The 20361-nt window shown below is 70.9% G+C and carries 20 protein-coding genes and 1 tRNA gene; 8 read left to right on the forward strand and 13 right to left on the reverse strand.

Annotation, left to right across the window (positions count from 1 at the left end; genetic code table 11):
- The first annotated feature begins 67 nt into the window (after positions 1–67).
- On the forward strand, positions 68–1237 hold the full coding sequence (locus DP107_RS14910; RefSeq protein WP_144262939.1) for a DUF63 family protein: 1170 nt from the start codon (positions 68–70) through the stop codon (positions 1235–1237).
- A 9-nt stretch (positions 1238–1246) separates the two neighbouring features.
- On the opposite strand, the gene DP107_RS14915 is transcribed toward DP107_RS14910, so the two are convergent.
- A complete protein-coding gene (locus DP107_RS14915; protein WP_144262940.1) occupies positions 1247–2710 on the reverse strand; it encodes a PAS domain S-box protein in 1464 nt (487 codons plus the stop codon).
- A gap of 150 nt (positions 2711–2860) precedes the next feature.
- Positions 2861–4639, reverse strand: a complete 1779-nt coding sequence (locus tag DP107_RS14920) for a YcaO-like family protein (RefSeq protein WP_144262941.1) — start codon at positions 4637–4639, stop codon at positions 2861–2863.
- Here DP107_RS14920 and DP107_RS20195 point away from each other — a divergent pair.
- The 3 genes from DP107_RS20195 to DP107_RS14930 all read left to right on the forward strand — a co-directional run bounded on the left by DP107_RS20195 (position 4625) and on the right by DP107_RS14930 (position 5592).
- The gene (locus DP107_RS20195; RefSeq protein ID WP_185977337.1) at positions 4625–4792 is read left to right on the forward strand and encodes a hypothetical protein; all 168 of its coding nucleotides are present in this window, start codon (positions 4625–4627) and stop codon (positions 4790–4792) included. The two genes, DP107_RS14920 and DP107_RS20195, sit on opposite strands and share 15 nt — an antisense overlap.
- Positions 4789–5076 (forward strand): DUF5789 family protein, encoded by a 288-nt coding sequence (locus tag DP107_RS14925; protein WP_144262942.1) that lies wholly within the window; start codon positions 4789–4791, stop codon positions 5074–5076. The genes DP107_RS20195 and DP107_RS14925 overlap by 4 nt, the downstream gene beginning before the upstream one ends.
- A gap of 63 nt (positions 5077–5139) precedes the next feature.
- Positions 5140–5592, forward strand: coding sequence for a DUF302 domain-containing protein (locus DP107_RS14930; RefSeq protein ID WP_144262943.1), 453 nt, complete (start codon positions 5140–5142; stop codon positions 5590–5592).
- On the opposite strand, the gene DP107_RS14935 is transcribed toward DP107_RS14930, so the two are convergent.
- The 5 genes from DP107_RS14935 to DP107_RS14950 all read right to left on the reverse strand — a co-directional run bounded on the left by DP107_RS14935 (position 5531) and on the right by DP107_RS14950 (position 11163).
- Positions 5531–6499: a sensor histidine kinase gene (locus DP107_RS14935; RefSeq protein WP_202877422.1), complete on the reverse strand. Its 969-nt coding sequence runs from the start codon at positions 6497–6499 to the stop codon at positions 5531–5533. The genes DP107_RS14930 and DP107_RS14935 overlap by 62 nt on opposite strands.
- Positions 6500–7034: 535 nt before the next feature.
- A complete protein-coding gene (gene nreA / locus DP107_RS14940; protein ID WP_144262944.1) occupies positions 7035–8411 on the reverse strand; it encodes a DNA repair protein NreA in 1377 nt (458 codons plus the stop codon).
- A 113-nt stretch (positions 8412–8524) separates the two neighbouring features.
- Positions 8525–8692, reverse strand: coding sequence for a hypothetical protein (locus DP107_RS20200; RefSeq protein ID WP_185977338.1), 168 nt, complete (start codon positions 8690–8692; stop codon positions 8525–8527).
- Positions 8693–8962: 270 nt separating this feature from the next.
- On the reverse strand, positions 8963–9538 hold the full coding sequence (locus DP107_RS14945; protein ID WP_394348549.1) for a zinc metalloprotease: 576 nt from the start codon (positions 9536–9538) through the stop codon (positions 8963–8965).
- A 95-nt stretch (positions 9539–9633) separates the two neighbouring features.
- Positions 9634–11163 carry a TraB/GumN family protein gene (locus tag DP107_RS14950; RefSeq protein ID WP_144262945.1) on the reverse strand — a complete coding sequence of 510 codons (1530 nt, stop codon included), beginning with the start codon at positions 11161–11163 and terminating at the stop codon, positions 9634–9636.
- A 194-nt stretch (positions 11164–11357) separates the two neighbouring features.
- On the opposite strand from DP107_RS14950, the gene DP107_RS14955 reads away from it, so the two are divergent.
- Positions 11358–11918, forward strand: coding sequence for a response regulator (locus DP107_RS14955; protein ID WP_144262946.1), 561 nt, complete (start codon positions 11358–11360; stop codon positions 11916–11918).
- 308 nt (positions 11919–12226) lie between these two features.
- Here DP107_RS14955 and DP107_RS14960 read toward each other — a convergent pair.
- A tRNA-Lys gene (locus DP107_RS14960) sits at positions 12227–12300 on the reverse strand.
- A gap of 189 nt (positions 12301–12489) precedes the next feature.
- Here DP107_RS14960 and DP107_RS14965 point away from each other — a divergent pair.
- A complete protein-coding gene (locus tag DP107_RS14965) occupies positions 12490–13956 on the forward strand; it encodes a DHH family phosphoesterase (RefSeq protein WP_144262947.1) in 1467 nt (488 codons plus the stop codon).
- Here DP107_RS14965 and DP107_RS14970 read toward each other — a convergent pair.
- Entirely contained in the window at positions 13953–14252 is a 300-nt protein-coding gene (locus DP107_RS14970) for a PRC-barrel domain-containing protein (protein ID WP_144262948.1), read from the reverse strand. The genes DP107_RS14965 and DP107_RS14970 overlap by 4 nt on opposite strands.
- Positions 14253–14680: 428 nt before the next feature.
- Between DP107_RS14970 and trxA the strand changes: the two genes are divergently transcribed.
- On the forward strand, positions 14681–15094 hold the full coding sequence (gene trxA, locus DP107_RS14975; protein WP_144262949.1) for a thioredoxin: 414 nt from the start codon (positions 14681–14683) through the stop codon (positions 15092–15094).
- A 16-nt stretch (positions 15095–15110) separates the two neighbouring features.
- Here the strand turns inward: trxA and DP107_RS20860 are convergent, their stop codons facing one another.
- The 3 genes from DP107_RS20860 to DP107_RS14985 all read right to left on the reverse strand — a co-directional run bounded on the left by DP107_RS20860 (position 15111) and on the right by DP107_RS14985 (position 18063).
- A complete protein-coding gene (locus tag DP107_RS20860) occupies positions 15111–15599 on the reverse strand; it encodes an alpha/beta fold hydrolase (protein WP_238330896.1) in 489 nt (162 codons plus the stop codon).
- Positions 15518–15979, reverse strand: a complete 462-nt coding sequence (locus DP107_RS20865; RefSeq protein ID WP_238330897.1) for an alpha/beta fold hydrolase — start codon at positions 15977–15979, stop codon at positions 15518–15520. The genes DP107_RS20860 and DP107_RS20865 overlap by 82 nt, the downstream gene beginning before the upstream one ends.
- Before the next feature lie 797 nt (positions 15980–16776).
- Positions 16777–18063 (reverse strand): L-lactate MFS transporter, encoded by a 1287-nt coding sequence (locus tag DP107_RS14985; RefSeq protein WP_144262950.1) that lies wholly within the window; start codon positions 18061–18063, stop codon positions 16777–16779.
- Between the two features lie 184 nt (positions 18064–18247).
- Here DP107_RS14985 and DP107_RS14990 point away from each other — a divergent pair, with 184 nt between their 5' ends.
- Positions 18248–20032: an aldehyde ferredoxin oxidoreductase family protein gene (locus DP107_RS14990; protein ID WP_144262951.1), complete on the forward strand. Its 1785-nt coding sequence runs from the start codon at positions 18248–18250 to the stop codon at positions 20030–20032.
- Positions 20033–20054: 22 nt separating this feature from the next.
- Here the strand turns inward: DP107_RS14990 and DP107_RS14995 are convergent, their stop codons facing one another.
- Positions 20055–20327, reverse strand: a complete 273-nt coding sequence (locus DP107_RS14995) for a hypothetical protein (RefSeq protein ID WP_144262952.1) — start codon at positions 20325–20327, stop codon at positions 20055–20057.
- Positions 20328–20361: the final 34 nt, after the last annotated feature.

Raw genomic sequence — 20361 nt, forward strand, 5'->3', positions numbered from 1 at the left:
CCCTCCGGATGCACCGATGGGACACAGGTCCGGAACGCTCAACTTCGGTGCCCCCGCGACTGCGGATATGGCCGCCACCGAGCGGTTCGATGTCGACCTCAGTCCCCAGCGGGCGTGGCTCGCAACCCTCGCGGTCGCGGTCCTCACGCTCGTGGCGGGTGCCGTCGCACTTCCCCGACTCGTCTGGGACCGCTTCCTCTGGCACTACTTCTGGGGCCCCGTCCTCGCCGACGCGCAGGGGGCCCGCTGCGCGGTGATGACCGATGCCGGCCCGGAGCTGCTGTTCCAGGAGGCTCGCTGTTCGGCGGCCCGCAACGCCGGCAGCATCGTCGCGGAGCCGGGCTACACGCTCGTCTCCGAGGCCGGCTACGCCGTCACACTGGTCTTCTTCCTCGTCGGCGTGCTCTACCTGCTGCGCGGGCTGGAGGTTGGGGAGACGCTCGACCTCTTCTTCGCGCTCACCCCGTTCATGTTCTTCGGGGGCGCGCTCCGCGTCGTCGAGGACGCCAACGACGCCGCGCAGGGGGCCGAGGTCGCCTCGCTGCTCGCCTACCCGGCGAACACGCTCATCATCAGTCCCATCATCTACTTCACGGTGTTCGGCATCACGCTGGCGTCGCTCGTCGCCGGCGTGGCCCTGGAGCGCCGGGGCCGACTGCCGAGCTACCACCGGTTCGTGTTCGGCGTCGGCACCGTCGTCCTGCTCGTCACCGCCGGCTTCCTCTTCTGGTTCGTCCCGACGTCGCTGGCGGATGTCGTCCCCGGCGCGGGGGTCTACCCGCTGATGTCGCTCGTGACGCTCGGTCTCGCGGCGGTGCTCGCGGTCGTCATCTACGCCGGCGCCGAGCGGTACGCGCCGGTCATCAACGAGGGGACCGGCCGCGTGGGGCTGGTCGTGCTCTTCGGCCATGCCGTCGACGGGGTGGCGAACGTGCTGTCGGCGGACTGGCTGGGCGTCATCGGCGTCCCCGTCAACTACGGCTCGAAGCACCCGGTCAACCGCATCATCGTCGACGTGACCGAGGGGGTCCAGCCGGAGTGGCTCTCGGCCGCCATCGGCACCTCCTGGCCGTTCCTGCTGGTGAAGCTGGTCGCGGCGACGGCGGTCATCTACGTGTTCGACCGGACCATCTTCGAGGAGAGCCCGCGCTACGCGGTGCTCCTGCTCGTCGCCATCCTCGCAGTCGGGCTCGGCCCGGGGAGTCGCGACATGCTCCGGGCCACGTTCGGCATCTGAATCCGGTACTCAGGCCGTCTGATCCGCCATGGCGCCGTCCGCCAGCGGGAGGCGGACCTCGACGACCGTGCCGCCGCCGTCCCGTTCGCCGACCGACAGCTCGCCGCCGGCACGGGTCACCACCCAGTTGACGAGCCAGAGCCCGAGCCCCTGGCCGTGCCGGAGCGGCGTCTCCCGGCCCTCCTCGAGCGTCAGCCGCTCCATCGTCGGGAGCCCGGGGCCGTCGTCGGCCACCCGGAGCAGCCCCATCGTGGCACCGTCGTCGTCCGTCCGGGCGACGGAGACGCGGGCGACGGAGCCATCGGCCGTCCCCTCGGTCGCCTCTGCCGCCTGGCAGGCGTGTTCCAGCACGTTCTCGACCAGCTCCGCGACGGCGTGTCGCAGACCGGTGCAGGCGACCGGCACCGGCCGCCCTCCCACGTCCATGGTGACGTCCGCGTCGGCGTCGTCCAGCAGCCGGCACTCGCGTCGGGCGACCGCCCGCAGGTCCGTCGCGTTGGGGTCGCCGTCGCTGGCGACCACCTCGCGCACCGCCCGCGCGGTGTCGCTGATCTCCAGCAGGTTGCGGGCCCGCTCCCGGATGCGCCCGGCGGCCCGAGCCGCGTCCCCGTCGCCCGCACGGCCGATGGCTCCGGCCTCGCCGAGGACGACGTTCATATCGTTCCGGAGGTTGTGCCGCAGCACCCGGTCGAGGACGTCGATGAGCTGCTGGCGCTGGTGCCGATCGGTCACGTCCCTGACGACGCAGACGAACCCGTCGTCGAGCGCGGCGAGCGAGAGGTCCTGCCGGAAGGTCGACCCGTCCCGGCGGCGACCCTCCGCCTCGCCACGCCAGGAGCCGACGGTCCGAACCGCCGGCATCGCCTCCTCCGCGAGCCGCCGGTGTTCGGTCCCGTCGTAGAGTCGCGACCAGTGCTCCCCGACCAGCTCCTGGCGGTCGTACCCGTAGAGCTCGGCGTGGGCCTCGTTGAGGAACAGGTAGTGGCCGTTGTCATCGAGCAGCGCCATCCCGTCGATGGCGCCCCGCATCGCCGCGGAGTGCTGTTCGAGTGCCCGCCGCCGCTCCGTCGCCTCACGCACCGCACCCCGGACGGCGACGACCTCGCCGTCGCGGGTGACCGGCTCCGCGTTCATCTCCGCCCAGAGCGGCTCGTCCCGGCTGAACCGGAGCGTGATCCCGCGCACCGTCTCACCGGATAGGACGGCGTGGAACGCCTCGAACGCGTCCTCGAGGTCGGGGTCGGTGATATACCGCTCGAAGGAGGTGCCGACGACCGTCGACTCCGACTCCCCGGTGAGCCGCTCCACGCCGCCCGTGACCGCCGCGACCGTGCCGTCGGGCTCGAGTCGGAACGCGTAGTCGACGCCCAGCTCGGCCACGGCGTCCATCTCGATCTCTTGATAGCCGTCGAACTCGGCCGCGTCGCTCCCCGAAGCCCTCGTCTCCGGCACGCCGTCCTCCGCCGGTGTCATCGGCGGGGATTACCCCCCGGGTCGGTATTAATGCCGGGACCACTCCAGCGGACCAATGCCGCAATACCGGGTGGAAGGACCGGTCGCGTCCCTCAACCCGATACCCCCCACGACCGACGGTGGGAGATATCCGGTCATTTACCAACCAGTTCAGGGGAAAGGGTGTGGTGCGCGGTCGAGACGGGGGTCGCAGCCGAAAGCCGGCGGTACCGACCGCGCCCGGTCACCGAAGTACGGGGTGCCGGTGAACAGCGGCTGCGCCCCAGGGACCAGCACCCGGACGGCCTCGAAGCCGAGGCCCGCGACGTCCCGGGTCGTCAGTCTCGCGCCGTATGGCTCGAGCCCCGCATCGGTCACCCGCTCGACCAGCGCGTCGAGTTCCGCCGCGCTGGACGGCGGGTCCGCGGCCCCGACCGACCCCAGCGGGACAGTGGTCTCCGGGTCGTGGAACGCCCGGACCCCTCTGGGCAGGTCCGCCGCGCGCGCCACCGTCGGCTTCTGCTCGGTCGCACCCTGGCGGCCCATCCCCCGCAGTTCCAGCCAGTTCTGGACCGCCTCGGCCAGCGCGTCGCGGGCGGCCGCCCCCGGGTCGAGGTCGGCGGCCATCCCGGCCGCGAACCGTGGCCAGTCGCCGCCCTCGCGGTGGACCGCGCAGGCGACGACCGGCACGTCGACGTCCTGGGTGAGCAGGACGGCGGTCGTCTCCAGTCCCTCCGAGCGGGCGCGTCGGCGGAGCGCGTCGAACTCGTGGAGCGGACCGTCCGCCCCGCGCGCCGCGTCCGCCTCGACCGCGAGCCCGAGCGGCTCGTACGTGGAGTACCAGGCCAGCATCGCGGCGTCGCGCTCGATGGCCTCGTAGAGACCCGACAGCAGCGCGTCGACCCCGCTGCCGAACCCCAGCCCCGTCGTGATGGCCGGACGGTGGCGGGCCCCCTCGGGCGGCGGGAAGACCACGAACTCCGCCGGTAGCCACGCCCGCTCGCCGCTCGCGAGGGCCTCGCCGGCGACCCACGGCACGGGCTCGCTCGGGTCGGGCCGCGCCCAGTCGCCGTCCGCGGGGTCGGGGCGGACGAACCGCTCGGGCGGGACAGCCCCCTCGACCGCCGCGGGCGGCGCACGTTCGAACCCGTCGGTCCGGTAGGCGGCGGCGGCGTACCGTTCCAGCCCTTCGCCGATCGCCTTCCCGAGCGCCGCGTTCCAGTCGGCCGCGACCCCCGCCGCGAGGCCGTCGGTCCGGCCGTCGCCGAACGGGATGGCCGCCAGCTCCGCGAGGTAGTACGGCGCCGGGAACGACTCGGCCTCGCTGACCTCCCGGACGGGGCCGACCCGCCGGTCGACGGCCCGCTCCAGCCGGTCGACCGATTCGGCGAGCGAGCGGTCGAGGGGCTCGCGAACGAGGTCCGGCCCCGGCGAACCGTCCGCGCAGGCGCATCCGGGCACCGGGAGCACACGACGCTCGGCGTGGGGAATCTCCACGACGCTGCCCAGCGCGACCGTCCCGCGGCCCGCGACGAGGTCGGCGGCCGAGCGCCCGGCGAGCGCGCCCGCGAACCGGCTCGTCGCCGCGCCGACATCGGTATCGCCGGTGCCCCGTGTCGCGTCCTCGCCAGCCCCGGCTGCCGCCCGCGTCCGGAGGCAGTCGAAGCAGGCCGTCCCGGGGCCGAACCCCCCGACCGCGGCGTCGACGTCGGGGAGTCGCTGTCCGCCGACGCCACCCAATTCGACCGCTAGCCACGGCGTGCCGGCGTCGTGGCTCTCCCCGGTCGCCGCGTCGAACGTGTCGGCTCCGACGGTCCCGACCACGACACCCAGGTCGGCCGCCGCGAGGTCGTCCGCCTCCGTGTGGGTCACGGTCGCGTCCGTGTCCGCGAGCGCGGCCGCGACCGCCTCGGCCGCCGGCCCCTCGCCCGACAGATGGACTTCGGTCACGGCGCCGCCCCCATCCGTCGCGTCGGCCCGGTTCGCTCGTACATGGGCCACGAGGGGACCGGACGGGACCTGTCGTTTGCGGTCGCGGGCGGCGGCCGGGCCCGCCCGGCCTTCGAAAGCGGTATCAACGAACCCGGTAACGTCCGGGTATGAGCGACGACGAGGAGACGGAGGCGCCCGTCATCGAACTCGGCGAGGGGGCCGAGGTGGCGGGTGCGCCGCTGGCCCGCGTGAGCCACCGGCTCCACTACGGCATCGAGCACAGCGAGGTCCTCCGGCGCGAGGGCGACACCGTCATCCGGACGCCCGACGGTCCCCGCGAACTCGGCGACGTGCTGGACGCGGTCGACGCTACCTACTTCCAGACCCGCAACGCGTTCGAGGCGGCCGTCCGCGGCGTCATCGGTACCGGTCCCGTCCCGACCGCGGAGGACTGACGGCCGGACGGGTCGCGCACAGGCCCTCGGAACCGTTTTCGCCGTCCCCGCCGCAGACCCGACATGGCACTTCCCATCGATCCGACCCAGTTCGACGCCGAGGACATCGGCGAGAAGCGCACCACCCTCCACATGGACCACGAGGAGGCCATCGAGCACGTTCGCGAGGCGTTCACCCGGGAGGGGTTCGGCGTGGCGACGGAGTTCTCGCCGAGCGAGCTGCTCAACGGGAAGATCGACGCCGACCGGGACCCCTACCACGTCCTCGGCGCGTGCAACCCGAACATGGCCGACCGGGTGCTGGACGCGAGCGACGGGCGGGCCGGCGGCCTGTTCCCCTGCAACGTCGTGGTCTGGCAGGAGGAGCCCGGCGTCCAGACCGTCTATCACGTCTCCATCATGAAGCTCGCCCGGCTAGCCGGGATGGCGCCCGACGACGAGGTGATGGCCGACATCATCGGGGACACGGGCGAGCTGGTGGAGGCCGCGTGGGCGAACCTGGACACCGCCGAGTGACCACCGTTCTCGGAGGGTTCCGGTCGTATCGGGATACCCCCCGGTCGACAGTATCCGTGCGCTGGATGCGGGAATCGAGTTCAGCGGACCCGTGCCCTGCTTCGACTGCCCGGTACGGGCCGTCGGTCGGGCGAGGGGGCGACTGTAGCGATGCCGTCGATTCGGGCGACGACAGCGACGATGGCTGGGTGCTGGATTCCTCCCGCGTAGAGCGGTCGGCGGCTCGCAGGTGGGCTCCAGTGGCATCCGTGCCGACGAACCGACCGGCCCGTCCCCACGCGGGACCGAACTCGATACCGGTGATCTCGAACCGGGTTCCACCCCCGGCGCTGTCGGTCAGATCAACGTCCCAGCCGTGGGCCCGTGCCACCTGTTCGACGATACTCGGCCCGAATCCGGTCCCGTCCTCGGTCGTCGAGTGGCCCGCCTCGAACACGTCCTCACGCTCGTCGTCGGGGATACCGGGGCCGTCGTCCTCGACGTAGAAGCCGGCGTCCAGCGCGCCGACGGTGACCGTCACGTCGTTGTCCCCGTGTTCGACCGCGTTCCGGACGAGGGGCTCCAGGAGCTGCTGTACGCGGCCCCGGTCGGCGCGGATTCGCCGGTCGACTTCGGAGACGAGTGTCGCCGCTGCGGTCGTCACGTGTCGCCGACACGCCTCGACCGATTCCAGCCCGTCCGCCTCCTGCCCGCTGTGGACGAGCCGCAGCAGGTCCTCGACCAGCGTGTACATCCGGTCGTGTGCGTCGGCGACGGCGGCCAGATGCTCGCTGGAACACTCCTCGCGGGCCAGTTCCAGATGTCCCCCGGCGACGTTCAGGGGGTTCCGCAGGTCATGTGAGACGACCGAGACGAACTGGTCCGGCTGCTGGTTCCGGCTCCGTAGCGCCCGTTCGCTCCTCCGCAACTCGGCCCGCCGTGCGATGGCGTCGAACGCGGCAGTCGCGTTCGCCCCGAGGACACTGATGGTCTTCCGCTCGTGGGCATCGACCGGCTGGAGCGGGCGAGGGGACGCAGAGGAGCCCGTAGTCCCCGGGTGGGACGAACAGTTCGGTCCGGAGCGTCGTCCCCTGTGTCGGTTCCCGATCGATCGTCGACACGTCGGCGTGGTACTTCGTGGAGCTGTTGACGAACGCGGGCTACGCCAGGCTCCCCGTCGCGAGCGGCGGGAGGTCCTCGACGGCCGTCTCCAGCTGCTCCGTCCAGACGACGGGTGGTAGCTGGTCCCCGTCGCTACCGATCCCGTGGACCGCGCGTCCAAGCCGGCCGGACCGTTCGCCCGGGCTGTTGTCGACCGTGTCCAGTCGACAACGTAGAGGGTGTCGCCGATGATGGCGAACAGGAGGCGCAGACTCAGCGAGGATGACGAACCCTGGACCAGTGGGCGGTTGTGCGAGTGCGAACGTCGGGGCGGCCATGACCGCGTGAGGGCGAGTGGGCCGTCAGTCGAAGTCCGAGAGGGTCACCGGACCGCCGTCGCCACTGCCACCACGGGAGCGGTCGCCGCCGGGGTCGGCGCGTGCGGGCCCATCCCCGACCACCCCTTCCGGTGCGGTGTCGAAGTCCGTGAGCGCGGACTGCAACCCCGCGACCATCCCCGAGTTCCGACGGAGGGTGTTCATCGGGATGGGGAGTCGGTCCCCCACCTCGCGGACGGCGTCGTGGAAGGTCTCGGCGACGCCTGGCTGGCCGTCGCGGAAGGCGTTTCGGACGGTCTCGCGGACCTGCCAGACGCCGGCAGGGCCCCAGTAGTCCGCTGTGACGTGGCGGAGGACGAGCACCTTCGCCTGGCGGTCGCGGTCCCGGAGATGCTCCAGGACGCCCAGGCGGGCGGCGTAGTAGGCGCCGGAGGTCTCGTCGACGTAGCTGGTACGGCCCTCGAACCCCTCGCGGTCGGAGGCGATGCGGTAGCCCCGGTCCTCGTGGGGGTTCCAGACGCTGCCGGGGGCCTTCATCTCGACGAGTTCGAACTCCCAGTCACCGGGGGCCAACAGCACCCAGAACCGGTTGCCGAGGAACTCGTTGTACCAGACCTCCACCTCGTCGACGGTGTTGGCGTTGCCGAGGCCGCCGCGCAGGAAGCCGCCGATGGTGTCGTCGACCGCGGTGATGGACCAGCGCGTCGGCACCATCCTCCGCTCCTCCGTCCGCCCGAGCGCGCCGGCCGAGAGGATGGTCTTGACCTCGTAGACGTCGAAGCCACGGTTGTAGAGGTAGCTCATCGCACCCTCGGCCTTCCAGTCGTCGTCCTCCAGGGTCTTCTCGACCGCGCGCGGTACGTGAGGGTTCTCGGTCAGTTCGGCGTGTTCGGCCTGCGCGCGAGGGCCGGTCGGCGTCGCGATGTCGTCGAAACCGACGTCGAGGTCCAGGTCGAGCGGGCCGTCCAGCCCGACCTCGACGTCGACCGGGCGGTCGGCGATGGCGACCTCGCGCTGGACGCCGGTGAAACCGGTCCACTCGTCGGCGACGTGGACGTTCGTGCGCTTGGTCGAGTTCAGCAGGTTCGTCCGCGCCTCGAACACGTCCTCGATACCGAACCCCTCGCGGTACCAGTGGCTCCCGGTCTCGTAGCGGGCGGCGTTTTCCCCGTCGCCGACCGGCGCGAGGACGCCCGTGGAGACGTCCGGGTACTGGCTTCGCCCGACGAAGATGGACGGCGAGGTCGAGCCGAACAGGGAGTCGCCCTGGACCACCTCGTCGAACCGTTCCTCGACCCCCTCGAGGTGGTCGGTGATGGCGTAGGACTTCTCCTCGGCGAGCTGTCGCTTGAGCGCCTGCGTGCCGCCGTCCAGCCCGTCCATGAACTCGTCCAGGCGCATCAGTTGGCTACCCGAGCCTGGGACCGGCAGCCGCTTGAATCGTTCGACGGGGGCGACCCGACCCCGGTATCGTGGCTGGTCGAGGTGCGAGCGGCGACGGCGAACCTGTGGGCTCAGGCCGCGTTCTCGTAGGCGCTCCCCAGTCGCTCGATGACGCGGTGCATCGGCAGCGGGACACCGGCGTGACGGGCGGCGAGCGCGAGCGGGAACACGAGGATGCCGAGCAGGATGCTGAACTGGTACAGGACGAGCAGCGTCGCACGGCGTACCGTATCTATCATCTGGATAGCTGTTGGGGTGGGTACTGACGTATAACCCTTCCTACCGCCCGGATGGGACGAACCCACCGCTGTCATGCGGTTTTCGCGATTCGTCCGCGACCGGGCCGCGCGGGCTCGCCCGACCCTCGAGGCCCGAATCCACGGGGTGAGGGAGCCGACACGTTCGCATAACTTATCCCGATGCTCGTGATGAGGTGTCCCGACGTGTGCGGGGCATTCGTGGCCGTGGACGGTCGGAATCCGGCCCCGGCGCGCGAGCCCTCCGCCGCTTCAGACGGGGAAGCCGACGTAGAGGATGCTGGCGGCGCCGACCCCCGCGCAGAGCAGGAAGCTCGCGCCGAACCCGACCGCGTTCCAGCGGAGCACCTTCCGCCCGTCGAGCGGGCCGAAGGGGATCATGTTGAAGCCCGCGAGGACGGCGTTGAGTGTGACACCCAACTGGCCGGCCTGGAGAAGGAAGCCACCGTCGGCGAACAGGAAGACGGGGAGGAAGAGGCCGGCGAGGACGACGTTCGTGAGCGGCCCAGCCAGCGCGATGCCGGCGCTCTCGCGGGGCGTGATGCGGCCGCTGTGGTAGACGGCGCCGGGGGCGGCGAAGAGGAAGCCGACCAGCGCGGCCGCCAGTGCAAGCCCCAGCATCGTGTAGTCCGCACGGAACTCCGCGGCCTGGCCGAAGCGTATGGCGACCACCTTGTGCGCCAGCTCGTGCAGGAGGAACCCGACACCGGCGGTCAGCAGCGACAGGACGAGCAGCTCGACGAAGAGGCTCGTCCCGACGAGGGCCAGCAGGCCGACCGGGCTGAGGCCGGCACCGGAGGTGACCAGCAGGAACAGCGTAAAGGCCATGCCCAGCGCGAGCCAGGCGATGAGGAGGTCGCGCGTCTCGCGGGCACTGAACCTGATTCTGCCGACCCCGGCACGCGCCCCGCGACGGCCGCGGCTCACAGCAGCCCCCCGGCGATGAGGTCGACACTGTTGCGCGCCCCGGCCAGCATCAGGCGGACGATCTCCGCAGTGCCGCCGATCTCGGCGAACAGGAACGGGATGAGCACCGTCGCGAAGAGGATGCTCCCGACGAACGAGCCGATGTTGGTCGCGGCCACGATGACGATGAGCTGGAACAGCGGCACGTCGAGCATCCGCCCGAGCAGTTCGGGAACCGGCGTCTCCGTGTCGTCGAGCAGGTCGTTCAGGGTGCCGATGTCCGCGACGTTGACCGTGAGGTAGCGGAGCTCGACGTAGCCGGCGAACCAGCCCGGCGCCAGCAGCGGGTTGACCGAGGTGAGCCAGGCGACGGCGCCACCGACGCCCGCGCTGGACCAGTGTGCGCCGGCGAGCTTGGCGAGCCCGAACGAGAGCAGCCCGTTGACCAGGAACCAGGCGGCGAACAGCCGGACCAGCAGGCCGCTGGAGGCGCCGGGGACCCCGGTGTACGCGGCGGTTGCCAGCAGCACGAAGAACGCGAGAAAGCCCAGTGTGAACAGGTAGCCGAACAGCTTGTAGACGGAGAACCGCGAGGACTCCTGCCGGCCGACGAGCTCCGCCATCGGGGGCAGTGTCTCGGGGGTGGCGAGGTAGTCCTCGACACCGGCCTGGTGACCCGCGCCGATGACCGCGACGACGTGGTTGCCCGCGTCCCGCAGCGCGACCAGCTTGTGGGCGATGAAGGCGTCTCGCTCGTCGATGAGCGCCTCGGCGCCGCCCGGCGAGAACCGGCGGAACTCCTCCATCATGGCCGTCACGACATCCGTGTCGGTCAGCTCGTCCGGGTCGAGCGTCTCCGCGGTCGTCGCCTCCTCGGACGGTGCGGTCGCCCGGAGCCCGACCCCGAGCACCAGCGCCGCACCGAACCCCACGAGCGCACCCGTCAGGATGGCGTCGGCAACGCCCGGGAACGGCGTGCTGGGGGGAACGAGCGGCGCGCCCCCCACCGCCCCCGCAACCAGTGCAGCGAACAGCCCCACCGTGGCACCGACCGTGGCGCCGACGGCGAACGGGTCGGCGACGCCGAAGGCGAGTCCGCCGAGCAGTCGCAGCTTCTCCAGCGACGACAGCCGGGCCCAGAACCGCTGGATGGTCACCTGGATGTCACGGTCGACCAGTGCCACGTCGATGCCGAGCGCCTCGCTCGTCTCGACCGCCGCGAGCATCTCCGCGCCCGGCTCGACGTCGAACCGGTCGCCCAGCCGCGTCTGGACGTACGAGAGCATCCAGTAGGCCAGGAACTGGAAGACGGTGTTCCCCTGGAGCAGGTCCGCCGCGTCGAGGTCGTCCGGCGTCTCGCCCTTCAGCTGACGGAACCGGCCCTCGTCGAGCTCGACGGCGACCACGTCCGGCCCCTCGGCCTCGATGACGCGCTCCACCTCGTCGACGCTCTCCTGGGAGACGTGTGCGGTCCCGACGACCCGCACGCTCCCCGCACCCGCGTGCTCGGCGTCGCCGGCGTCGTCGGCGACGGCCCCGTCACTCATGTAGCCAGTTCGCGAGGCGAGCCGCTTACACCTGTCGGAGTCGCCCCTGCCCTCCGTGCCCCGCCGGTCCGGTGGCGACGGACGGCGGTTGGGTAGAATCGACAGTCGGTGGGCAGGAGTTTTAACTCCTCCCGCGGAATCCTCCTTGCAATGGAGCCGCCATTCGGACTCACCGCTACGGGTGATTACACGACATGACGACTGTGCTCATCGTGGACGACGAGCCGAACGTCGTCGAGGCGTACGGGCTCTGGCTGGAGGACGAGTACGACGACGTCCGGATGGCGACCGGCGGGCAGGAGGCACTGGACGCCATCGACGGGACGGTCGACGTGGTCCTGCTCGACCGCCGGATGCCGGAGGTCTCCGGCGACGAGGTGCTGGCCGGGATCCACGAACGCGACCTGGACCCCCGGGTGGCGATGGTGACCGCCGTCGACCCGGACTTCGACATCGTCGACATGTCGTTCGACGCCTACCTCACGAAGCCGGTGACGAAGCCGGACCTCGTGAAGACGGTCGACCAGCTCCTGTCGCTGGAGGAGTACGAGTCGGGCGTCCGCGACCAGTTCGCGCTCGCCGAGAAGCGCGCGGTCCTGGAGACGGAGATGACCGAGGCCGAACTCGCCGAGAGCGAGGAGTACCAGGAGCTCCTCGAGGAGCTGGACCGGCTCGACGCCGAGACCGGCGATAGCGCCAGCGAACTGAGCCACGACTCCTTCGCGGCCGCGGTGCGGGACCTCGTCGACGAGTAGTCGGCGACGGGCTGCCTGTGTTGAATCGCGGACGCACGGCTCCGGGAGAAGAATCAAAACGGGCTGAGAGGGATTTGAACCGCGGTCGGACGTGCTCACTGTGTTGCGCGCGACCTCCCTGATTCGAATCCCTCTGTCCGGTTCGTCGGTCTCTCACTCCGTTCGAGAACTCCTGCACGGGCTGAGAGGGATTTGAACCGGAGCAAGACGTGCTCGCTCACCGCCTTCGCTGTGCGCGACTTGCAGGGTTCAAATCCCACTCATGCCGGCTCCCTCACCACCTCGCTGTCGCTCGGTGGTCCGGTACACGGGCTGAGAGGGATTTGAACCCTCGACCGTCTGGTTAAGAGCCAGACGCTCTGCCTGGCTGAGCTATCAGCCCTCACCTGATGTAGCGAAGTACGACGCTAAAGGGTTGCGCTTCCCGGTGGTTCCGCGGCGTTCGAGCGGAGCCTGGACGGCCGCGCCGGCGGCCGATTCCTGCCGTGACCGGGCGCAGCATGACCCACGGTCACGAGGGGCGCGGCCGAGGGCGGGGTTTTTATATCCCGACACCGGACTCCCGCGCACAATGAGCAGCGCCGTCCCGATGGCCTCGATGTCTACCTACGCCATTCTCGGGTGTGGGAGCGTGGGCCACGCCGTCGCCGAACAGCTGGAATCCGAGGGGAAGGACGTCCTCATCATCGACAACGACGAGGGCCGCGTCGAGGCGCTGCGCGACCAGGACCTCGACGCCCGGACCGCCGACATCGCCGAGACGGACGTGGCCGAGGTCATCGCCGACCGGGACGTGGTGCTCGTCATGTCCGCGGACATCGAGGCCAACAAGACCGCCGTCCGGCACGTCCGCGAGCGCGGCGGCGACCAGTTCATCGTCGTCCGTGCCTCGGACCCCGTCACCGCGGACGAGCTCACCGAACTCGGGGTGGACGTGGTCATCAACCCCTCCGAGGTCATCGCCGACTCGGCGCTGCGGGCACTGGAGACCGGCGAGCTGGAGCACCGCGCCGAGCGGCTGGCGGAGGTGCTGCAGGGCGGCGAGCGGCTGGCCATCCTGGCTCACCGGTCGCCGGACCCAGACTCGATCGCGAGTGCGGTGGCGCTGCAGGCCATCGCCGAGTCGCTGGGCGTGGAGGCGGTCATCCGCTACGAGGGGGAGATCGGCCACCAGGAGAACCGCGCGTTCGTCAACCTGCTGGGTATCGACCTATCGCCGCTGGCCGAGGACGACCTCTCGGCCTACGACACGCTCGCGCTGGTCGACTACGCCCGCGTGACGGAGTACACCCTCGACCGCCAGCCGGACATCCTCATCGACCACTTCGAGCCCGAGCTGGAGTACGACGCCCGGTTCGCCGACGTGCGGCCGAACGTCTCCTCGACCTCGACCATCCTCACCAAGTACATCCAGGAGTTCGACCTCAACCTGAGCGAGGAGGTCGCCACCGCCCTGCTGTACGGCATCCGCGAGGAGACGCTGGATTTCAAGCGTGACACCACGCCGGCGGACCTGACCGCCGCCGCGTACCTCTACCCGTTCGCCAACCACGACACGCTGGAGCAGGTCGAATCGCCCTCCCTCTCGCCGGAGACACTGGACGTGCTCGCCGAGGCCATCCGCAACCGGGACGTCCAGGGGTCCCATCTCGTCACGAACGCGGGGTTCATCCGCGACAAGACCGCGGTCTCGCAGGCCGCACAGCAGCTCCTCAACCTGGAGGGCATCACCACGACAGCGGTGTTCGCGGTCACCGACGACACCATCCACCTCGCGGCCCGCTCGAAGGACATCCGGATGAACATCGGTGCGGTCCTCTCGGACGCTTTCGGCGGCATCGGCGAGGCACGAGGGCACGCGACCGACGCCACCGCCGAGATCCCTCTCGGCATCTTCACCGGCCTGGAGGGCGACGGTGCGAGTCGTGATACGCTGCTGACGCTGACGGAACGTGCGGTGAAGGCGAAACTGTTCGAGGCGATGGGCGTCGACGTGGAGATGGAGGGGAACGGCTCGGAGTCGTCGAACGGCGGTTAGTGACTGGCTGCCAGCGGCTCCTCCTCCCCGTTGGTGCCGTGCATCCGCTCGACGATGTCGTTGACGAGGATGACGTCACCGACCGACCGGACCCACCGGTAGGGGAGGATGACGCCGCGGCTCCCGTTGACCTGTTCGTTGAACAGATCGTAGTTGAGCTGCGTGAGCGCGAGCCCGGTCACGGTCCGGCCGTCCACGTCCAGGCGCAGGTCCTCAACCTGGCCGACGAAGACACCGTCGTTGGAGTACACCTCGCGACCGACCAGCGTCGTGATCTCCTGTGGTTCCTCGGTCATATGCGAAGGCGCTCGGTGTGCCCGGTCATCAAGCTTCCCCGCGCGTCAGACGCCCGTCACCCGGCGGTCCGACGGGGTCACGAGGGATGGGCGGGACGAGGGGACGTACGACCGGCTGCCACGGCGCCCGAACGGCCATTCGCGGGGGGTGAGACGGCGGGCGGTTGTTAGGGGCGAGGCCAGCCGTTCCGGTCGCTCCACCTCGTCGGAGGCCGGGGGCTCCCTCGGCACTGGGGGCCGACGAGCGCGGCCCCACCCAGTCCGACGCGGACGAGGACGACCGCCAGTATCGCGGCGTTCCGGCGCACGGGCGGGGGTGTGGCCGGGGAGATCATAACTCGTCGCCCCGGACCGGTGGGTTGCCCGTCGATGCGAGCCCTGGACACGACCCCGAGGTTATTAAGCCGTTAGATGCCCTCCACCGTCGTATGAGCGAGACGAACGAGGGCGACGACGACCTGGAGGAGATCCGCGAGCGGAAGCGCGAGGAGCTGCTGTCCGAGGACGGCAACGGTGGCGGCGGGACGACGGACGAACCGATACATATCGACGGCGCCGACCACCTGGAGTCGGTGCTCGCCGAGCACGACGTGGTGCTGGCGGACTTCTACGCCGACTGGTGTGGGCCCTGCAAGATGCTCGCCCCGACCATCGAGGAGATCGCCGCGGAGGAGGACACCACGGTCGTGAAGATCGACATCGACGCGAACCAGGACCTGGCCCAGCGGTTCGGCGTCCGCGGCGTCCCGACGGTCCACCTGTTCCGCGACGGCGACCCCGCACAGGAGTGGGTCGGCGTCAAGGAGAAGGGTACCTACGTGAGCGCCATCCGCGCGGCCTGACGGCGCCAGCGGCGGCTCAGGCCTCGCCGAGGAAGCCCGCGACCCGCTCGATGACCTCGTCGGGCCGCTCCCGGGGGGGCCAGTGCCCACAGTCGGGGAGCACGACGCATTCGCCATCGGGCGCGAGGTCGGCGGCCCGCTCGGACCACGCCGGCGGGAAGACGTCGTCCGCGGCGCCGTGGAGGAAGAGCACCGGCTGCTGGAGCTCCGGGAGCAGGTCGACGTAGGTCGTCGCGTAGCCGCTTCGGGTCACCTCGGCGGCCCGCCAGCGCCGGAAGGCGTGGCCCGGGTCCGGGCGCTGCAGCAGCGCCGCGAAGGCCGCGTGGACGTCCTCGCCGATGGTCGCAGAGTCCGCGACGAGCCCCTCGAGGCTGGCCCGGCGGAACCCCTCCGAGCGCCGGAGCAGCGCGACCGACAGCCGGTTCAGCGCCGGCACCTGCGCGACCGCCCACGAGAGGCGGCCGCGCGGGAGTTCCGTCCCCAGCCCGAAGCTGTCCAGCGCCACGAGCCGCTCGACGCGGTCGTCCGAGAGTGCCAGTCCCAGCGCCACCCCCCCCCGCCCAGCGACAGGCCACAGCAGTCGACCCGCGAGACGCCCAGCGCGTTCAGGAACGCCCGCATCGTCTCGACGTGGTAGGCCGTCGAGTAGGCCGCCACGGGCCGGTCGCTCCCGCCGTAGCCCGCGAAGTCGGGCGCGATGACCGGTTGGTCCAGCGCCGCGGCCAGCGGCTCGATGACGCCGCCCCAGGAGAGCCGCGCGGCGTCGATGATGCCCCCGTGGAACAGGAGGACGGGCGGCCCGCCGTCGGGGGTCCCCGGGTCGGCCCGCAGGTAGTGGATGCCGACCCCGTCGGCGGTCGCCCGCACCTCGCGCAGTTCGGTCACGACCGTCTGCTGGGACCGGGACCACTTGACGGTTGGAGTCGCCCGGCGAGGGCCGGGTATCCCACGTACTTCGTCCGTTACTCGGTAATGTCTCCTCTCTGATCAGTATCGGGGCTTTCGCCACGAAATCGGATCGGAAACGAACGGGCGTGCAGTTGAGCGTCCCGGCGGAGGAGCAGTCCATACGGACCCGAGTGACCTGCGCGTACTGGCGACGGACGCGGTGGTGTCGACCGACGGCGGGGTCGTCCGCCTCCAGCGCGACCGCCCGCCACACGAGGGCGAGTGGGTGCTGCCCGGCGGGCTGGTCGAGCGAGTGCGCCCGGGCGGCCTGCGCCCGCGAGGTCCGGGAGGAGGTCGGGCTGACGGTTCGTCCGGTCTCGTTCGTCGGCCTGTTCGACGCCCTCCGCCGGGGGCCGCGCGGCAACGGCTCGGCGGCGTACCTCTGCGTGCCGCGGGGGGACGCGGAGCCGACGGCCCGCGAGGAGCCCCGTCGGGCCGACACCACGACCCCGAGAGCCCGCCCTCGGAGGCGGTCGTGTCGGCTGGCCCGACACAACGACGCCGGTGGCGGACCAGCACGCGGGCGCCGTACCCGCGGACGAGGGGGCCGACACGAGGTGGCTCCCGACGGCGCCGGTCGCCCCGGTCAGGAGTACGTACATACCACACCGCAGGGCCCGCACCGTGTCGGGTCGGTTGGCAGTCCTGTCCCCGGCGACCGGACGGTCGACAGGCCGGCCGGGTGCGGGAGCGGGCCGAGTCGGACTGCCACGAGCGAAAGCGGACCGTGGTCGTCAGTCGTTGGCCGTGGCGGCACCCGTCGTGGCGACGTCACGGCCCTGGAGCTTGCCGATGCGCCAGCGCAGCGCGAGCACCGCGCCGAACCCGGCGACGAGCAGTCCAGTCACCACGTAGAGCGCGTTCGTGTACGACCCGGTGGATTCGAGGACGACCGAGGCGAGCTGCGGACCGGCGACGCCGGCGAGGCCCCAGGCGGTCAGCGCGTAGCCGTGGATAGCGCTGACCTCCTTCGTCCCGAACAGGTCGCTGAGGTAGGCCGGCAGGCAGGCGAAGCCGCCGCCGTAGCAGGTGATGACCAGGAACATCAGCCCGGCCAGCACCCAGACGCCCACGACCTGTGGCATCACCGCGAACGCGACGACCTGGATGAGCATGAAGACGGCGTAGACGGTCGTCCGGCCGATGTAGTCCGACAGCGAGGACCAGAAGATGCGACCGCCGCCGTTGAAGATGCCGATATACCCGGTGATGAACGCCGCGGTGGTCGCGGTCGCGCCGCCGATCTGCTGGAGCATCGGCGAGGCGAACGCGAGCAGCATGATGCCCGCGGTGACGTTGATGAAGATGATGAGCCAGGTCATCCAGAAGCGCGGGGAGGTGCGCGCCTCGGCGGCCGTGAACTCACGGAGCCCGGAGAGGGCGCTTTTGGCCTCATCCTCGGCGTTGTCCACGTCCTGCATCCCCTCGGGGACCCAGCCCTCCGTCGGCTTGGCGAGGTAGCTCGCGCCGGCGGTCATCAGCACGAAGTAGAGTGCGCCGAGGCCGTAGAAGGCCATCGCCACACTGAACTCCTGGATGAGGAAGTTCCCGAGCGGCCCCGTCAAGAGGGCACCGGCACCGAAGCCCATGACCGCGAGTCCGGTCGCCATCCCACGTCGGTCCGGGAACCACTCGACAAGCGTCCCGATGGGGGAGATGTACCCGATGCCGATACCCATGCCGCCGATGACGCCGAACGTCGCCAGGAACAGGGGCAGGTTCCCGAGTTGCACGCTGAGTCCGGACCCGACCATCCCGAGCCCGTACAGCACCGCCGCCGCGAGTCCGGCCTTCCGCGGCCCGTACTTCTCGACGTACTTGCCGAGGAAGGCGGCAGTGATGCCGAGGACGAACACGGCGATGGAGAACGCGAGCGTGACCGTCGACGTGCTCCAGCCCTGTGTCTCCTGCAGTGGTATCTGGTAGATACTGTACGCGTAGATCGACCCGATCGACAGGTGAATCGATACTGCCGCCAGCGCGATGAGCCAGCGGTTGCGGTTGGCTTTTACACCGGACATTACAATTACCACCCAAAGAATACTGGATCTTCAAGTTTCCCGAAGGTTCGAGCCGAACCGGATTATAAATCATGTCAAAATCCGCGTGAGAGAAAGTCGGTTTATCAGGAACGATCGGCCTCTCCCGGTTCCGGTTCCCCGTCTAGCGTAACTGGTTTAGGAGGGTCGTCCATGAGGATATGCCGTGCCAGAGCCACGCCAGTCCGTCCTCCGCGTCGACCTCACGGGACGGACCGTCGAGCGAGCGCCCGTTCCCGAGTCCTGGCGGCGGCTGTTCCTCGGCGGCAAGGGGCTGGGTGCCCGCTACCTCTACGAGGAGCTCGAGGCGGGGGCCGACCCGCTGGGACCGGCGAACCTCCTCGGGTTCATGCTCGGGCCGCTCTCGGGGTACCTGCCCGGGGAGACCCGGTACGCCGCGGTCACGAAGTCGCCGCTGACCGGTGGGTTCCTCGACTCGTACGCCGGCGGCGAGTTCCCCGCCAGGCTCGCGGGGACACGGCCGGGGTGTCTCGGCCTCCTCGTCACCGGTCGCGCCGACGAACCCGTGACGCTCCGGGTCACGCCGGACGAGTGTGCCGTCGTCGCCGCCGACGACCTCGTGGGGGCCGACGCCGAGGCGGTCGCGGCCGCGTTCCCGGACGCCGCGGTCGCCTGCGTCGGGCCGGCCGGCGAGGCAGGTGTCGCGTACGCCACCATCGCCTCCGACGGGGGAGACCACCACGCGGGCCGCGGCGGCGCCGGGGCGGTCATGTTCGCGAAGAACCTGAAGGCGGTCGTCGTCCGCGGCGACCCGCCGGAGCCGACCGGCGACCTCGCACGCCTCCACGACCGGTACGCGGCGACCTACCGCGACCACGACACCGGTCGGTGGCTGGCGGCCGGCGGCACCATCGAGAGCCTCGACTTCGCCGAGGAGACCGGCCTGCTCGCCGCCCGCGGGTGGCAGGAGAGCGGGTTCGACGGGAGCGAGGCCATCGGCATCGAGGCGGCGGAGGCGGCCGCTATCAGCCGGGAACACCCCGACGGCGACCACCCCGGCGGGTTCAGGGTGCCGGACGACGACGGCGGGACGGTGCCGCGCGGGGCCGTGCCGATGACCCTCGGCGCTGGCCTCGGCATCGACGACTTCGAGGCGGTCGCGCGGCTGGGCGGCATCTGTGACCGGCTCGGGATGGACGTCATCAGTGCCGGGAACGCCGTCGCGTGGGCCATCCGTGCGGACGAGGCCGGCCACGTCGAGGCCGACCTCTCCTTCGGCGACGTGGACGGTGCGGTCGCGCTGTTGGAGCGCATCGCCAGCCGTGCCGACCCGCTGGCCGACGCGCTGGCCGACGGCGTCGCGGCCGCCGCCGAGACCCACGGCGGCGGGGGTCTCGTCCCGACGGTGAAGTCGATGGCAGTGCCGTCCTACGACCCGCGGCGGGCGGGGAGCATGGCGCTGGCGTACGCGACGAGCGACCGGGGCGGCTGTCACCGGCGTGCTCGCCCCTTCGAGGAGGAGGTCTTCGAAGGGGAGTGGTCGCTCGAGCGCCAGGTCGCCGCGGTCACGACCGCACAGGACGTGCGGTCGGTGCTCTGGAGCCTCCCGGCGGACGACTTCCTCGGGGAGACGTTCGAGGACCTCGGCGCCGAGTGGCTGAGCGCGGTCGGTCTGGAGTTCGCGCCCGCGGAACTGTACCGCCTCGGCGAGCGGGTCTGGACGCTCGTGCGGCTGTTCAACGTCCGGGAGGGGGTCACCCGGGCCGACGACAGCCTCCCGGCGCCGTTCCGGGAACCCATCCCCGGAACGGGCGGTGCAGAGGCGCGCATCGACCCGGACGACTTCCAGTGCGGGCTGGATCGCTACTACGCGGCACGCGGTTGGGGCGTCGACGGCAGGCCGTCCGCGGCGGCGCTCGACCGCCTCGACCTCGCCGACGTGGTCGACGAGGCGACCCCCGTCGCCGAGACGCCGCTTTCGGAGGCGTGAGCGGTCCGGCGACCGGACCCGGTCAACGCAGTTGCATCTCCTCGGCGCGCGCTGCTGCGAGGTCGGTGATCTCCTCGACACTGCTGTCCGAGCGGTCCGCCAGGACGCGGACCAACATTCCGAGTTGGACGGCGGCCGCCTCGCGCAGTTCCTCCGCCGCCTCGGTGTCGTTCCCGAAGTAGTACTCGTGACGGCCGTCCTCGTGGACGAGGCCGGCGTACACCGACCGGAGGTCGCCGTCGGTCATCGCCTCGGCCGCCTCGGTCCTGATCTCCTCGAAACGCGGGTTCGCCATCGTCGGTACGCAGTCGGGCGCGCCCCCTGAACAC

The organism is Haloglomus irregulare, from assembly GCF_007421925.1.
GTDB lineage: Archaea > Halobacteriota > Halobacteria > Halobacteriales > Haloarculaceae > Haloglomus > Haloglomus irregulare.

Coding starts and splice junctions, on each gene's coding strand:
- DP107_RS14910 (WP_144262939.1), top strand. CDS start 68: ATGGCCGCCACCGAGCGGTTCGATGTCGACCTCAGTCCCCAGCGGGCG.
- DP107_RS14915 (WP_144262940.1), bottom strand. CDS start 2,710: ATGACACCGGCGGAGGACGGCGTGCCGGAGACGAGGGCTTCGGGGAGC.
- DP107_RS20195 (WP_185977337.1), top strand. CDS start 4,625: ATGGACTTCGGTCACGGCGCCGCCCCCATCCGTCGCGTCGGCCCGGTT.
- DP107_RS14925 (WP_144262942.1), top strand. CDS start 4,789: ATGAGCGACGACGAGGAGACGGAGGCGCCCGTCATCGAACTCGGCGAG.
- DP107_RS14930 (WP_144262943.1), top strand. CDS start 5,140: ATGGCACTTCCCATCGATCCGACCCAGTTCGACGCCGAGGACATCGGC.
- nreA (WP_144262944.1), bottom strand. CDS start 8,411: ATGCGCCTGGACGAGTTCATGGACGGGCTGGACGGCGGCACGCAGGCG.
- DP107_RS20200 (WP_185977338.1), bottom strand. CDS start 8,692: ATGATAGATACGGTACGCCGTGCGACGCTGCTCGTCCTGTACCAGTTC.
- DP107_RS14945 (WP_394348549.1), bottom strand. CDS start 9,538: ATGGCCTTTACGCTGTTCCTGCTGGTCACCTCCGGTGCCGGCCTCAGC.
- DP107_RS14950 (WP_144262945.1), bottom strand. CDS start 11,163: ATGAGTGACGGGGCCGTCGCCGACGACGCCGGCGACGCCGAGCACGCG.
- DP107_RS14955 (WP_144262946.1), top strand. CDS start 11,358: ATGACGACTGTGCTCATCGTGGACGACGAGCCGAACGTCGTCGAGGCG.
- DP107_RS14965 (WP_144262947.1), top strand. CDS start 12,490: ATGAGCAGCGCCGTCCCGATGGCCTCGATGTCTACCTACGCCATTCTC.
- DP107_RS14970 (WP_144262948.1), bottom strand. CDS start 14,252: ATGACCGAGGAACCACAGGAGATCACGACGCTGGTCGGTCGCGAGGTG.
- trxA (WP_144262949.1), top strand. CDS start 14,681: ATGAGCGAGACGAACGAGGGCGACGACGACCTGGAGGAGATCCGCGAG.
- DP107_RS14985 (WP_144262950.1), bottom strand. CDS start 18,063: ATGTCCGGTGTAAAAGCCAACCGCAACCGCTGGCTCATCGCGCTGGCG.
- DP107_RS14995 (WP_144262952.1), bottom strand. CDS start 20,327: ATGGCGAACCCGCGTTTCGAGGAGATCAGGACCGAGGCGGCCGAGGCG.